The sequence below is a fragment of the Afipia sp. GW822-FHT04G07 genome, from assembly GCF_058800765.1.
The window spans coordinates 1,619,476-1,634,599 of record NZ_JBXAMP010000001.1; the positions used below are offsets into that span (position 1 = coordinate 1,619,476).

The window sequence follows — 15,124 nt, forward strand, 5'->3', positions numbered from 1 at the left end:
AAGGCCATGTCGTCGACAGTAAAAGCAGCCGCAATGCACGAGACGGAATTCAGCGCGGTTGACCCGCTCAACGGCGGCAGCGCGGAAGCCTTGCTGGCGTCCATGCCGTCGCGGCTCGCAGGGCTGGTTCAGCGGCAGGCCTTGACCGCGCCGCATCGCATCGCGCTCATCTCGGCTGGGAAGTCCGTTACATATCTGGATTTTTGGCAAGCTATTGAACGCGCCAAGGACTTGCTGAAAGCGACCGGTGTTGTCGGTGGCGATCGTGTGATGATCGTGAACGAGAACTCCATTGCCGCTGTCACATTCATTTTTGCCGCGACCGATCTCGACGCATGGGCGAGTCCCATCAATGCACGAATGTCAGCGCGCGAGATCGAGGCCTGCCGCGCATACAGCGGGTGCCGCACAGTCGTTTACACGGTCGGAGATTCAACGGCGGCGGCGGATCACGCCGCGCAGGCACAGGCTCGGCCGCACGAAGATCCTGTTTTTGGCAAAGTCGCGTTCGGAGCCACGGACGTCAACGCGCAACCTGAGCCGGTTTATGCGGAGAAAGAACGCCAGACCGCCATTCTGCTGTTTTCGTCGGGCACCACAGGTGCGCCGAAAGGCGTGATGCTGAGCCACCAGGCTATCATGTATATGGGCGGAAACATGGCCGAGCTCCGCAACATTACGCCAGACGATGTGTTCTACAATATCACGCCGGTGAGTCATGTTATCGGTCTCGGAGCGATGCTGACAACGGCAATCTGGGCCGGCGGCACAACCGAACTCGTGACTCAATTCCGTCCCGACAGTTTCGTGACCGCGCTCAAGGCCGATCGCATCACCTACGTCATGGGCGTACCCACGATCTTCGCGCGACTGCTCGAATACGCCAAGAGCAACAACGTTTCGCTGCGATCCAATCGGTTGCGCTTCATTGCCGTCGGTGGAATGCCGCTCGACCTGACACTGAAGACGCAAATCGAAGAGGCCTTCGGGCTCGAGCTCGGTAATTCATACGGGATGACAGAGATCGCGCCGATCACGCGATCACGCGGCGCCACAATAGGTCGATCGGTCGGTGTGGTGCAGCCCGGAATCGAAATCCGTATCGTTCGCGAAGACGGCAAGCATGCCGCGATTGGAGAACCCGGAGAGATATGGGTCAAGGGCCCCAATCTCATGCTGGGATACTATAAAAACGAGCTCACAAACGCTGAAGTCAGGCGGCCCGACGGCTTCATGACAACGGGAGACATCGGATCTCTGGATCAGGACGGTAATCTGTCTCTGGTCGGTCGAACGAAGGACGTTATCATCCGTAGCGGATTCAACGTCTACCCTATCGAGGTGGAGGCGGTCTTGTCGCAGTTCCCCGGCGTTGCGCTGGTGGCTGTGGTTGGCCGCGCCGTGGATGGCAACGAGGAAATCATCGCCTATGTTCAACCGACAGCAGGCCGTCAGCTCAATGTTGCCAAACTTGATGCCTGGGCGAAGGAGAATCTCACTGCCTATAAACGGCCAAAGGAAATTGTTCTGACCAACGAATTGCCGATTGGCCCGACAGGCAAAATCTTAAAATCGAAACTGAAAGCCGATTTCGCTAAGCCATAGATTTCTCTCTCGAGAATCGATGGATCAAAGCGAGCGCGGTCGAGCATGTCAGGCCCGAACGTCACCAAGCAGCGGCAAACGCTCTTGTCCAGGCGCGTATCGCACCACATCGCTCTTGGCGATCATGCGAGTCAACCAGTCTGGATTAGCGAGATAAGCTCGAGCGATCGAGACCGCGGTTGCACCACCCTCCTGAAGCGCAGCTTCGCAATCCTCAAGTGTCGTCAAACCGCCATTGGCGATGATATCGCCGGATGCTGCTGCCCGGACGGTACGAAAGAGCGGCTCACCCCATGCCTCGGTGCGCAACGCCTTGCGCGTGCTGACGTGGATGATGTCGGTGCCCGCACCGCACAGCGCTCGCACTATCTCCGTCACCTCGTCCTGGCCACCAGGCGGCTGATACGCAGGGTCATCCATCTTGTAGAGGGAGAAATTGAAACTCAGCGGCAAAGCCCCAATCGCCGCACGCACGCTCTTCACCATTGCAAGGGGTATCTCGAGACGCGACTTTAACGACCCACCGAACATGTCGGTACGGCGGTTGGTGCTGGCAGAAAGAAAATCATCGATGAGGTAGCCGCGTGCGCCATGGATTTCCACGCCATCGAACCCGGCCTCGCATGCCCGTCGAGCAGCATCTCCAAATGACGTAACGATCTCTTGGATTTCAGTCACGGTAGCAGCGCGCGCCACCGCATTCGGGCGTCCGGTCTGCCACGTATTTCCTGCCGCAACGCCATCGCTTGCGGCCAGATGCAGCGGATTCAAACCCGGCTCGGCAAGCCGTCCGCCGTGTTGGAGTTGCGCGAAAATCCGACCGTCAGCGGCATGCACCGCATCGACGACCTTCCGCCACCCTTCGCCCTGCCTGTCGTTGGCAAGTCCGGGTTGATTGAAATATGCGCGGCCGGATGTTTCATCGGTATAGACGGCCTCGGTCATCACCAGCCCAGCGCCGTCGCGCGCGTAGCGCGCATAATAGTCGGGCATATCGGATGAAACGACGCCGTCGGTCTGAGCCTGCATGCGCGACATGGGAGCGACCACCACGGCATTGCGCAGTTCCATGGACGCGAGACGCGTCGGCTTGAGTGCCTTCATCCGCCCCGTCCCTTGAGATTCTGCGAGGCAGCCGCCCTGCGCATCGGTTGTCCGACCGAGAGCGAAGCCTGAATTCGGTCTGCCGCAGTCTGCAAGCTCGGCAGCAGCCGCTTGACCATTGCATCTTCCTTGACCGCGGGCTGATTGATGCTGACGTTCAACGCAGCAATCACCCTGCCATCGACCTGACGAATGGGGACCGATAGTCCGGAGACGTTCTCTTCGATCTCGCTGCTCACCCATGCATACTGCTGGCGAGTGACATCCTTGAGCAGCTTGCGCAGACGTGCTGGGTCCACAACCGTGCGGGGTGTAAACGCCTTGAGACGCGCGCGCGCGAAGTAGGAATCGAGCTGTGTGGGGCCTAAATCAGAGAGCAGCACCCGCCCCCCCGAATGGCAATAGAGCGGTAGGCGCGAGCCGACGATTACCCCTTGGCTCAAAATGCGATGAATGGGAATGCGCAAGACATAGACGAGATCTGTATCGTCCTGGACGGCTATGGCGCAGGTTTCGCCCACTTCCTCGACAAGATCCTGCAATATCGGGCTGGCAAACGACCACAATGGCGTAGATGCGAGGTAGGAATATCCAAGCGCCAGCACCTTGGGCGTAAGGATGAAGTGCCGCACCCCTTCGCGCGCGACGAAGCCGAGATCCTCAAGCGTCATGAGTATGCGCCGCGCCGATGCTCGCGTGAGGCTGGTTACGGCAGCCGCTTCTGCAAGTGTCAAAGCAGGTGTTTCCGCACTGAACGCCTGGATCATGGAAAGCCCCTTCGCCAAACCATTGACGAAGTGCTTTCCGCGGGCGCTGTCCTCCTCACTATCCTGGCGGCGATCCACCGCCTTGCCGCGTCGAGACTTTTTGGCCTTCGTCGTCATATTTCCCTCATGAGCGCACCAGCTCAACGAGCGCGTCCGCTGCCGCCATTGCGCCGGCTGGTCCTAACATGAGAGGGTTTATGTCGGCAGACTTTACACGTCCAGCATGATAGTGGACCCAGCTACCTAGCTTCACCGCAATCTCGGCAACATGCGTTGCAGAAAGGGGGGCTTCCCCGCGGACGCCAGAGAAGAGAGGAGCCATACGCAAAGCACGCATCCGCGCGAGACAATGCTCCACATCGAAGGGATGGATCAGCGTGACGACATCGGGCATGGCCTCGACGTACTTGCCACCGTCACCGATCATCACGATGCTTCCGAACTGGGCATCCCAGCGCGCACCGATAATCATCTCGCGCTGCGCACGCAACATGCTCGCAACGATCACACCATCAAGACCCTTCCCGAGTTTCTGCACCGCCTCGGTGATCGCGTCGAAGGCAGAGATAGCAGTCTCTTGATCCGCAATACCAAGTTTGACGAGCCCATACTCGGTCTTATGCGGGATCTCCGCCGAGCAGGCCTTGATAACCCAGGGGCCCGGCACTTCCCGCAACGCGACGGCCAATTCCTGCCTGGACCGGCACAACCGATAAGGAGCAACGGGTATACCGAGTTCCGCAAGACAGGCGAGACTGTCGCTCTCGGACAGGAAGCCCCCCGCCGACACTGGCAACCCTGATTTCACAGTCTTCATAGACGCGCCCACAAGGCGCTCGGCCTCGTTCTGCAACGCAGTTACGCGCGCAAGTTGACCAAGCGCGAGCATAGCATCCTCGTCATGCTCAAAGCTCGCTACGCCTGCCTTCTCGAACAAGTCGCGCGTACTCGCCAGCGGGCTTGCAACTACCGTCGGCTTCCCCGTCTGCCTTGCAAAAGAGGCCGTATCCTCTGCGAACTGTGGGACGTCATAACCCTTCCCGGACATCGGCAGGCTGATGAAGTAAGCATCTGCAACATCATTCGGAGCCAGCAGCGGCAGAACCTGGCTAAAGAGCTTGCTGTTGGAAAGCAACGCAGCCGTCAAGTCGATCGGGTTTGCGGCACTCGCAAAGGGAGGCAGTACGCGCTCCAGCATGCTGCGCGTATGAGAGGCCAGCGGTTCGAGGTCTAGCCCGTGGCGTTCCGCAGCGTCCGCCGCCATGACGCAGCAAGCGCCCGAATTGCTGATCGCCACCACACGTCGGCCATCGAGCCTGGCCCCATTGATGAGCACGCGCGCGGCACGCACGAGCGACCGCATATCGGAGACGCGTAAAATTCCGGCTTGGCGGAAGAACGCATCGACGACCTTGTCTTCGGTCGCGAGGGCTCCGGTGTGAGAGCTGGCCGCTGCCTGCCCTCGGCTGGACACGCCGGCTTTAAGCGCGACGATCGGCACGCCGCGCGCGCGCGCGACACGGGCCGCTTCACTGAGAGTTGCGGGATCGGATATCGATTCCATATAGAGCAAGATCAGCCGGACACCAGGATCTTGCGCCACGGCAAGCGCGAAGTCGGCAACAGTCAAATCGCACTCATTGCCAGTCGCATGCGCGTGGCGCACCCCGATGCCTTCGGCCCGCAGAAAGGCATAAGGCACAACGCTCATTGCCCCACTCTGACTCACAATGGCGACCGGTCCATCTTCAGCACCGAGTTCGCCGATCAGAGTCGCGAAGCTGGCAATTGCACCCGAGCTGAAATTCACGAGCCCTTGCGTATTGGGTCCGACGAGTCGCATTCCGTGCCGGCGAGCTGCGTCCAACATGCGATCCTGAAGCTGCCGCCCTTCAGCGCCGGTCTCGCCGAATCCGGAGGATACAATGACGCAGATCTTCACACCGCGCCGCGCGCATTCCTCAACCGCCTCGACCGCAAGCTGGCCCGGAATGCAGACGATAGCCATCTCCGGAACAGCAGGAAGCGCAGAGATATCCGGATAGGAGCGCAGTCCCTGGATCTCGGAACGGGTCGGATTGATCGGATAGATCACACCACGGTAGCCGTGGGCTTTCATGTATTTGATGGGACGGCCGCCGATCTTCTCGGGGTTCTCGGATGCCCCGATAATAGCAACCGATGCCGGGTCCAGCGCTGCCGAAATCCAGGCGTCGTTGTGGGCGCTTCGACTCACTGACGACCTCCCTGCGACAGCTCGGCTGTCTGGCTGAAATCGATCCAGACGGCCTTCGCACGCATGAAACCTTCAATTCCCTGCCTGCCGGACTCCTTGCCGAAACCCGATTGTCCGTAGCCACCAAAGGGGCTTGTCATCATTTCCGGAGTGCGCCCCCAACGATTGATCCACACTGTGCCTGCTTTCAGCGTGCGCGCCGCAGATAGGGCCGTAGCGACGTCTCGGGTAAACACCGCGGCAGACAGGCCGTACACTGGATGCTGGGCAAGTTGCAGCCCTTCTTCACGCTTCGCGAAGCGTTGCACGCAAAGAACGGGACCGAAGATTTCCTCGCGGTATCCGGTCATTCCATCCTTCACTCTATCGAGAATTGTTGGACGGAAAAATGAACCACCCTGCAATTCAAAGGCACCGGCACCGCATCGGGAGATGGCACCCTCTTCGCGCGTCGAGCGCACAAGCGACGAGATGCGCGCGCACTGTTTCTGGCTAATGATGGGCGGAAATGTCGTTTGCGGCGACCAGGTCGGACCGGGCACCAACATTTGCATGCGCTTGGCAATGCGCTCGATCAGTTCGTCTGCAATGCTTTCCTCCACGACGAGCCGCGCTCCGGCGTAGCAAAGCTGCCCGGCGTTTCGCGTGATACCCCACGTGACATGATCGGCAACTGTTTCAAGGTCTCCATAGTCGGAAAAGACGACCGTCGCGCTTTTGCCGCCGAGTTCAAGCGAAACGGGCTTGATCCCTGACGCTGCAGCATCCGACATGATACGCGCACCGACTGCCGTCGATCCCGTGAAGGTCACATAATCGATACCCGGATGCCGGACGAGCGCCGCACCAGTCTCCGGCCCCGATCCGTGGATCACATTGATAACGCCATCGGGAAGTCCCGCCTCACTGGCGAGTTCGGCCAGCTTGCGGATGGAGTATGGCGTCAGTTCGGATGCCTTGACCACAACGGCATTGCCAGCAGCGATGGCCGGCGCGAGCTTCCAGGCCGCGAGGAAAAGTGGAAAATTCCAGGGCGTGATGATGCCGACTACGCCATAAGGCTCCCGCAACACCAACGAGAGGCGATCATTTCCGCTCGCGGTCACAGTCCCTTCGAGCTTGTCGGCATATTCACCGTAAAAACGCAGCCATTCCGCCACGGCCGGCACATCCGCGGCGACAGCTTCGTGGTAGGGGCGCGAAGAGACAACGGACTCGAGCTGCGCCAGCGCCACAATATCCCGGTGCACGAATTCAGCCCAGCGACGCATCGCAGCTCCGCGTTCCCGCGGGCGCATAGCGGCCCAAACGCGATGACCATCGCGCGCCGAAGCGACAGCTGCGTCCACCAATCCCTCATTCGCCTGAGGTATGCGCCCATGTACGCAGCCATCGGAAGGGCGCATGACATCAAGCATCGAAACGCAATCGGTTCGAGCGCGTCCATGCACCCAATGACCTGCCGGCGGCATGACATCGGACGGATCATAAGCGTGCTTCACGGAAGTCATCGTGCTGTCCTATTTCCACCGCGGCGCGCGTTTCTCGCGATATGCGAGCATGGCTTCCGCAAAATCATCGGACACGAGACCCTTGCGCTGATAACCCATGTAAGCAGCCAACGCTGCGTCGTAGTCCATGGTGGCAAGCTCGTTCATCGCGCGCTTGGTCGCCCTCACTCCCTCGGATGAGAGGTCGGCGATTTTCCCGACCCAGTCGGCGAACTCCGCCTCGCGATTCTCGTCGGAGACAAGCTTGGACACGAGACCAATCCGCAACGCCTCCCTGCCATCGATCGGATCTCCGAGTAGAGCCAGTTCCTTGGCACGTCCCATCCCGACGAATTTGGCCAGCCGCCACACGGAAAGGCCAGGCAGGAGCCCTTCGCGCCCTGCCGGAAGGCCGAACTGCGTCGTCGGCGTCGAGATGCGCAGGTCGCACGCAATTGCGAGTTGCACGCCGGAGCCAAACGCATAGCCGTGGACAAGCGCCACCGCGATCTTGTCCATGGTTTCGACGATCCGCAGACAGTCTTCCCACAGGGCAAAATTGCGTTCGTCGATTTTTCGGCTCGAAAGCTCCTTTAGATCAATTCCGCTGCAGAAGGCGCGGCCGGCTCCGCGGAAAACAACAAGACGAACACTTGCGTCCTCCGCCGCATGAACGAGCGCTGATTTCAAATCCCATTTGCTGGGATAGTCCTGGGCATTCAGCCGCTCCGGGCGATTGAGGGTTACAGTCGCGACACGATCTCGAACTTCATACGTCAGATTAGGATATTCAATCCGCATTGACAGATTACTCCACCTTCACGCCGGATCGCTCGACCACGTCCTTCCAGCGCTTCGATTCACGACCGATGACATCTCTAAATTCCGCGCGGCTATTGGCGACAATCGTGACACCCTGTGCCTTGAGTTTATCTGCGACACTCGGGTCCTTGAGCGCCTTCACCATCTCGCTGTTGAGTAGATCGAGAATTTCTGCCGGGGTCCCCGCCGGCGCGACGAATCCGAACCAGGCTGTCGCGTCAAAACCGCGGACACCCGCTTCATCCAGTGTGGGAACGTCTGGCAATGCATCGGAACGGGTCGCGCTCGTGACCGCAAACGCCTTGAGTTGTCCGGACTTCACGAGCGGCAGCGCGGTAGGCAGATTGTCGAACATGATATTGACATGTCCGCCCAGGAGGTCCTGAAGCGCGGGTGAACTACCACGATAAGGAACGTGCTGAATATCCACGTTTGCCAGGATCTTTAACATCTCGCCATTGAGATGCCCGGTCGTCCCGGTACCCATTGAAGCAAATGTTATCTTTTTCGGATTCGCGTGTGCGTAGGCAATCAGTTCCTTGATATCACGCGCGGGCACAGAAGGATGCCCGAGCAGAACGTTCGGCACCGAACCCGCAAGCGTAATGGGTGCGAATTCCTTCTCGGGATCATAGCCAAGGTTCGTATAGAGCCATTTGTTGATCGCGAGAATACCGATGGGCGCTGTCAACAGCGTATACCCATCAGGCGTTGCCTTCGCCACGGAGGATGCGCCCACGTTTCCGCCAGCTCCCGACCGGTTTTCCACGACAACAGGCTTGCCGAGGCTGGACGCCATCCTGTTAGCAACTGCGCGCGCAATGATGTCGTTTGTTCCGCCGGCCGCATACGGCACCACCAGCGTAATCAGCCTCGTCGGATATGACTCCGCTGCAGCAGCTAGCGACATGGATAATGTGGCAACGATGATAAGGGCAGCGCGCATCATGGCTGAATTCCTGAATTGTTGGTCTGAACAATTGGATCGTGTTGCGATAGTGAGAGTTTTTTCTCCTACGGACTCCATGTCCGCCTTAGCTTGTACGAGTGTAAGTCGCCTCCGTGAGAACGTTGATGACCGCTTGTCGGCGTTCCTTTTGAACCGCATAGACCGCGCGCTCGATGGCCGGCTGTAGCTCGCTGACCTGCTCTACCCGCAAGCCAAGCCCACCACTCGCTTCAACGATGCGTTCATAGTCGGGAGCCGGTTCGAGCGTTGCGAAGACAGGCGTTGGTTGCGCGGCTGCCGCTCCCTGCGGATACATGGATAGCGTCGCACGATGCACTGCCGCCCATCGCCGGTTGTTATAGATCACGGTGATAAACGGAAGTCCGCGACTCGCGCTTACGAAGTGAGCCGGCGTTGGATTGCCGAACATGTACGTGCCGTCACCGATCGTAGCGAAGACGGTGGCGTCTGGCCGCGCCATGCGAATGCCGAGTGAAGCACCCAGCGCCCATCCAAGCCCCCCAGCCGGGCTGTGCGTGAAGAATTGATCATTTGTTTCGACCCGCAGTTCTTCCAGAGCAAAGGTGTATTCGTTGACGAGAACACTGTTCTGGTCCATCGCGTCGGCGATGCACCGTGAAACATATTGGTTTGTTAGGGCATGACCGACAGAAGGAATCTTGTCTCGCCACTGCGTGGCAGCCTTCAGCCAAGCCGTGCGCGGCGCTGCGGTGGGCTGAGCAGCCATCAGCTCGCGCAAGATCAAGGGCGTGCTTCCTTGCAACGTCAGATCCGATCGAAAGCTGCGCATTGGATAATCGGCATAGAGCGGGTCGCGGCCGATGTGGACGATCTTGGCGCCCAACGCTGGAGACACACCGTCTGGTAACCACGGCACATCGCTTTCGACGACGAGGACGAGATCGGCATCCGGGAGGAGAGACGCCGCTTCATATCCTGCATGGGTCGGCGAAGAGCAAGGAATGCTGAGATAGCGTGGCCGATATTGCACGACCGGTACGCCATATTTCAGCGAAAGCTCGGTCAGCGCATCGAACCCTTCGCGGGTCCGCCCTGCACCAGATGTGATAACCAGCGGGCGCCGCGCACTTGAAAGCCATTTCCGACAGATTTCGAGATCGCTTTCCGGCGGAAGGCCCGCAACCGCCGGCATCTGCACGCCGAGACCACGATTGGTGGCTTCGATCGCATTAGCCGCAAGCACTTCGCGCGGCAGAACGAGATAGACAGGGCCTTCCGGAGAAGATCGGGATATCGCGAAAGCCCGGTCCACAACGTCCGATATCTGAGCGGGGTCACGCAGCTCATAGTCCCACTTCACGAGCTCTCGCACCATGCCACCCTGGTCGAACATCTCCTGGGCCCAATTGATGAAATTGTTGCGGGCCCCCAGCCGTCCATGCTCGAGAACTGGCGTGCGGCCAGCCGAGACGATCATCGGCACATGCTCGCGGGCGGCGTTGAATATACCCAACAGAGCATTGGCAGTTCCAAGCCCCACATGCACCATCACAACCTGTGGCTGCCCGGTGATCAGCGTGTAGCCATACGCCATAGCGACGGCGACGTTCTCATGCGGAACGACGATCGGCTCAATGCCGGTATCATCATGGGAGAGCGCCTCGACGAGCGGAGGAAAATCCGTTCCTCCATTGCCAAAGATATAGCGGACACCATGGGAACGCAGACATTCGAGATACTGTGCTGCTACCGAACGCGTTGACTTGCGGCTGGAGGTCATGCGCCGCCGCCGAGATAGGCAATTACCCGGATCTCTATAAGAGCGTCCGGCCGCACGAGTTCGGACACCTTGACGCCCGTCGCTGTGGGGAAAGGACCATCGCCGAATACATCGCGACGAACCTTCGCCGTTTTCTCATAACCCTCGAAGGTGGTGACGTAGTCTACCGTTTCGACAATCTGGCCAAGATCTGCGCCTGCGGTTTCCAGCACCTTTGCAATCTTGCTGTAAATAAATCTGGCCTGAGCCTCGATATCACCAACACCGACGATTCGACGCTGATCATCGGTGGCGGTGATACCGGAGACATAAAGAAAATCTCCAGCACGCACCGCCGACGAGAAAGTCGCCTTCGGATTGGCGCCGGCGACCTGGATCGGATTCAATGAAGAATGCATAATGCGCCCACTAAAGTGTCGTCTTGAGAAGAAATCGGTGGCTTACCCGCGCCAGCACCTGCCGAGCTTCAGAAAGAAGCTCGACATCAAAGCCCACGAGCGACACACCGTTTGACTTCGGCACGATCTCGCCAACGCGCAGTTCGATCTTGATCGCATCATCCAAGTATGCGGGACCGAGAAACTTGGCCTCGGTCCCCACCATGGCCACCATGCTCGCGTGTAAGCGATCCGAGATCGGCGTCGCACCGAGCGCCGTCATTGCGACAAGCAGCAGGCCATGAGCGATAGGAGCTCGCAGTCCGCGCGCTCTCGAATATGCGACGTCGTAGTGGATCGGGTGATTGTCGCCGGTCAGCGACGCGAAGGCATCAAACGTGCCCCTGTTTAGCATGATAGCGCGCTCCGCTAAAAGCTCCCCGGGGTTGAGGTCGCACGCTGCGAGCTGATCGCCGATTACCTTCGTGTCGGACACGGCTTCCCTCAATCCTTAAGCGTGACAGAGCCGACCATGGCGACTTCACCGCCCGATACGGCTTTCACAGTCCCATCGTCGGAAAGCTCAACCACGAAGCGATCCCTTGGGCACACCGGGCCGATCCACTTGGTCTTGAGATGACCACGATAGAGCCATTCCTTGCCGTAGCGCTTTGCCCCGAGATCCGAAGCAAAGGCAGTCATGTGAGGACCGTGCAGAAGCGTGCCGCGAAATCCGCGAGCCAAAGCATACTCGTGATCATAATGGATGATATCGTTGTCGCCGTTGATGCGGCCGTAGCCGTCGATCATTTCCTGGGTGATGTCGATCTCGCGCTTCATAACGTTTACTCCGGCACGTGGAAGGTGTTGATCAGCGTTGCAATTGGCTCGCCGTCCGTGCGGGCGAATGTCGCCTCCCAATTGATGTAGCGACGGCCACGCTTTTCGAACTTCGTGAGAACGCGCCCGGTAGCGACGACCGAGGTCGTCTCATCCGCCCAGATCGGCTTGTGCCAGGTCATGTCCAGCTCGGCCATGACGATCCCCTGGTTCGGCGGATAGGTCATGTAGATCGGCACCGTCATGTAAGGCAGCAGCACGTTCGGTGGCGCAGCTTGACGATCGTCAATCTTGTAGAGAGCACGATCTGCAGAGACCGCAGTAAAATACTCCTCCACGATTGCCGGGGTTATCTCGAAACTTACCGGTCCAAGTCGAGCCCCTTCCGCGAATTCGTCATATAGCGTTCCCCGCACAGAACCTTCGCGGGGCTTGATCTCACTCGGTCTGGTCACATTTGCCTCCTGTGCGATAATCGCACAATAGTTTCTATATGCGCACAGTGTATTCAGACGAAAGGTTCTGTCAACGGGGCACCGTGGCGAAAATTGTTTTCGCGGCGGACGTATTCCCGGGGCTGTTTGGTCGAAAGGCAGATAGAGCGCGGGCCGCCGTCGCCCGTTGGGCGCTAAAGTCGGCGATTACAAAAGACGATGCGTCTTGCTCTATCGAAAGGAGCGACAGTGAGCTCAGGCACCGCTCTCTACGCGATCTTTATCCGCTATCAGTTCAGCGGATTCTCTAAGCGCACCAATCGAAGCAGGCTTTCTTATCGAACAGCCGCCTGCCCAATTTTAATTTTGGCTTTCTGGCGCACGCGCGGTCTCTGACTGATGAATCGCTCGCCGCCGTACTAGAACGAAAGAAATTGGGTAATCAGTAGCCACGCTGGCGATCGACCACGTTTTGCAGCGGTTGTCCTGCCTCGAAGTTCAAAATCTGCGTGGCAACATATGAAGCGATGGTATCGGGATCTGTATCTGCGGCATTGTGCGGGGAGATCGTAACCGCAGGATGTGCCCAAAGCGGACTGTCGGACGGCAGCGGCTCGCGCTCAAACACGTCAAGCGTGACTGCTTTAAGTGTGCCATCCTCAAGACAGGTGATTATATCCTTCTCGTTCTGCAGTCCGCCACGGCCAGCGTTAATAATCACCGGTCCCCCGAGAGGGCCGTCGCTTGCAAGCTGCACAAAAAGATCACGCGCAAGAAGCCCTCGCGTTTCCGACGTCAAGGGCAGAAGCACCACGAGAATATCGGTTCTCGCAAGAAAGGCGTTGAGCTGACTGGGTCCTGCATAGCATTGGATACCTTCGATTGACCTCACAGTCTTGCTCCAGCCTGCGACCTGAAACCCGATATCACGAAGCGCAAGCGCGGCCTGCCGGCCCAACACACCCATTCCAAGCATGCCGACGCGAACAGCTCGGGCCGGCCATTGCAAGCGAGGCGCCCAGACTCCCCTGACCTGGCAGTCGGCGAGATAAGCCTGTTGCCGATGATACATCAGCGTATGCATGACGATATACTCCGTCATGCGAGACGTCAGGTCATCATCCGCGACGCGGACAAGCGGCACAGCTGGAAGCAAAGGATCTTGTAAGACTGCATCAACGCCCGCACCTAGATTGAAGATCGCTTTGAGGTTCGGGAAGGTCCGAAGAAGGCCCGGTTTTGGCTGCCAAACGGCAGCATAATGCACCAGATCCGGGTCAGCCCTGTCAGCAGGAAGCAGAGCAATATCTCGGTCCTTGAGCTTCTGATTGAACCGCAACTTCCAGCGATCCGGAGCCCAGTTATCAGTACCGCCGCTGATGAGCAGCGCTAAAGCGCCCTTCGACATCTGGAAACTCCAAACCGCGCCATAATAATTTCAGCGACATCACCACGTATATGCCCAGCGGCTTGCATATCCAACCGATAAGGTTTTGCATCTTTCCTTACTAATCTCCAACCAAATGGTCCTACCGAACGCGCACGGCGACGCTCGAATAGCCCCGGACAACGCCCACTCGATTCGCTTGCGCAATTGCAGACGACCCGTTCAAAGCCGTAAACGTTGAGTTTCCCGTTGAGCTCTTGCAACAGAGCTCACTCACGGCCAGCTAATTGGGCTTAAGATGACAGGTTTGGATGGTACAATGAAAAAGATCGGTTTTCTTTCGTTCGGACATTGGTCCGCCGCTACCGGTTCAGCGACGCGCTCTGCCGGTGATGTCCTTCTGCAATCGATCGATCTCGCGGTCGCTGCGGAGGAACTGGGAGCCGACGGCGCTTACTTCCGCGTCCATCACTTCGCACGGCAACTCGCGTCACCGTTCCCATTGCTGGCGGCGGTTGGCGCCCGAACGAAGCGGATCGAAATCGGAACCGGGGTAATCGACATGCGTTACGAGAACCCTCTTTATATGTTTGAGGACGCTGGCGCGGCCGACCTCATCAGTCGGGAACGACTTCAGCTCGGCATTAGCCGCGGCTCGCCTGAACAGGTCATCGATGGCTGGCGTCATTTCGGCTACGTGCCAAGTGAAGGACAAAGCGATGCAGATATGGGACGCCGGCACGCGGAGGTCCTGCTTGAACTGTTGAAGGGGAAAGGCTTCGCCGAGCCAAGTCCCCATCCGATGTTTCCGAACCCGCCGGGTCTTCTGCGTCTCGAGCCATACTCACCAACCCTGCGCGAACGCATCTGGTGGGGTTCGGCGTCAAACGCGACAGCGGTCTGGGCCGCACGCATGGGCATGAACTTGCAAAGCTCTACGCTGAAGGCGGACGAGACCGGCGAACCCTTTCATCTCCAACAGGCAAAGCAAATTCGCAGCTACCGCGATGCGTGGCGCGAGGCAGGACACACGCGCGATCCGCGCGTTTCGGTCTCGCGCTCGATCTTCGCGCTAACGGATGATCGCGACCATGCTTACTTCGGCCGCGACGACAGCAGCGATCAGATCGGTATCATCGACAACATGCGCGCTGTCTTTGGCCGGTCCTATGCCGCCGAGCCGGACGTCCTTGTCGAACAACTCAAGAAGGACGAAGCGATTGCTGAGGCGGACACCCTCCTCCTTACAGTCCCGAACCAGCTCGGGGTGGACTATAACGCGCACGTCATAGAAGCGATCCTCAAGCACGTGGCTCCGGCAATGGGCTGGCGTTAGCGTGATTGTCAGTGA

The 15,124-nt window shown here is 58.8% G+C and carries 14 protein-coding genes; 2 read left to right on the plus strand and 12 right to left on the minus strand.

The genetic code is table 11. From position 1 onward, the window contains the following. The first annotated feature begins 6 nt into the window (after positions 1–6). The gene (locus AC1RKJ_RS07980) at positions 7–1,605 is read left to right on the plus strand and encodes a class I adenylate-forming enzyme family protein (RefSeq protein WP_492790536.1); all 1,599 of its coding nucleotides are present in this window, start codon (positions 7–9) and stop codon (positions 1,603–1,605) included. 48 nt (positions 1,606–1,653) lie between these two features. Here the strand turns inward: AC1RKJ_RS07980 and AC1RKJ_RS07985 are convergent, their stop codons facing one another. The 12 genes from AC1RKJ_RS07985 to AC1RKJ_RS08040 form a co-directional block, all read right to left on the minus strand. Further along, positions 1,654–2,709 carry an NADH:flavin oxidoreductase gene (locus tag AC1RKJ_RS07985; protein ID WP_492790537.1) on the minus strand — a complete coding sequence of 352 codons (1,056 nt, stop codon included), beginning with the start codon at positions 2,707–2,709 and terminating at the stop codon, positions 1,654–1,656. Continuing rightward, the gene (locus AC1RKJ_RS07990; RefSeq protein ID WP_492790538.1) at positions 2,706–3,593 is read right to left on the minus strand and encodes an IclR family transcriptional regulator domain-containing protein; all 888 of its coding nucleotides are present in this window, start codon (positions 3,591–3,593) and stop codon (positions 2,706–2,708) included. Before AC1RKJ_RS07990 ends, AC1RKJ_RS07985 begins: the two co-directional genes overlap by 4 nt. A gap of 7 nt (positions 3,594–3,600) precedes the next feature. Beyond that, positions 3,601–5,712, minus strand: coding sequence for an acetate--CoA ligase family protein (locus AC1RKJ_RS07995; RefSeq protein ID WP_492790539.1), 2,112 nt, complete (start codon positions 5,710–5,712; stop codon positions 3,601–3,603). Then, complete coding sequence (locus AC1RKJ_RS08000; protein WP_492790540.1) at positions 5,709–7,130, minus strand: aldehyde dehydrogenase family protein; 1,422 nt, start codon at positions 7,128–7,130, stop codon at positions 5,709–5,711. The genes AC1RKJ_RS07995 and AC1RKJ_RS08000 overlap by 4 nt, the downstream gene beginning before the upstream one ends. A gap of 102 nt (positions 7,131–7,232) precedes the next feature. Then, complete coding sequence (locus AC1RKJ_RS08005; protein WP_492790541.1) at positions 7,233–8,003, minus strand: enoyl-CoA hydratase/isomerase family protein; 771 nt, start codon at positions 8,001–8,003, stop codon at positions 7,233–7,235. A 7-nt stretch (positions 8,004–8,010) separates the two neighbouring features. After that, on the minus strand, positions 8,011–8,973 hold the full coding sequence (locus AC1RKJ_RS08010) for a Bug family tripartite tricarboxylate transporter substrate binding protein (protein WP_492790542.1): 963 nt from the start codon (positions 8,971–8,973) through the stop codon (positions 8,011–8,013). 85 nt (positions 8,974–9,058) lie between these two features. After that, positions 9,059–10,735, minus strand: coding sequence for a thiamine pyrophosphate-requiring protein (locus AC1RKJ_RS08015; RefSeq protein WP_492790543.1), 1,677 nt, complete (start codon positions 10,733–10,735; stop codon positions 9,059–9,061). Next, on the minus strand, positions 10,732–11,133 hold the full coding sequence (locus AC1RKJ_RS08020) for a RidA family protein (RefSeq protein WP_492790544.1): 402 nt from the start codon (positions 11,131–11,133) through the stop codon (positions 10,732–10,734). Before AC1RKJ_RS08020 ends, AC1RKJ_RS08015 begins: the two co-directional genes overlap by 4 nt. 10 nt (positions 11,134–11,143) lie before the next feature. Continuing rightward, a complete protein-coding gene (locus AC1RKJ_RS08025; protein ID WP_492790545.1) occupies positions 11,144–11,608 on the minus strand; it encodes a MaoC family dehydratase in 465 nt (154 codons plus the stop codon). 8 nt (positions 11,609–11,616) lie between these two features. Further along, on the minus strand, positions 11,617–11,952 hold the full coding sequence (locus tag AC1RKJ_RS08030; RefSeq protein WP_492790546.1) for a MaoC family dehydratase: 336 nt from the start codon (positions 11,950–11,952) through the stop codon (positions 11,617–11,619). A 5-nt stretch (positions 11,953–11,957) separates the two neighbouring features. Next, the gene (locus tag AC1RKJ_RS08035; RefSeq protein WP_492790547.1) at positions 11,958–12,407 is read right to left on the minus strand and encodes a hypothetical protein; all 450 of its coding nucleotides are present in this window, start codon (positions 12,405–12,407) and stop codon (positions 11,958–11,960) included. A gap of 421 nt (positions 12,408–12,828) precedes the next feature. Further along, the gene (locus tag AC1RKJ_RS08040; RefSeq protein WP_492790548.1) at positions 12,829–13,794 is read right to left on the minus strand and encodes a 2-hydroxyacid dehydrogenase; all 966 of its coding nucleotides are present in this window, start codon (positions 13,792–13,794) and stop codon (positions 12,829–12,831) included. A 298-nt stretch (positions 13,795–14,092) separates the two neighbouring features. On the opposite strand from AC1RKJ_RS08040, the gene AC1RKJ_RS08045 reads away from it, so the two are divergent. Next, positions 14,093–15,109 (plus strand): LLM class flavin-dependent oxidoreductase, encoded by a 1,017-nt coding sequence (locus AC1RKJ_RS08045; RefSeq protein ID WP_492790549.1) that lies wholly within the window; start codon positions 14,093–14,095, stop codon positions 15,107–15,109. Positions 15,110–15,124: the final 15 nt, after the last annotated feature.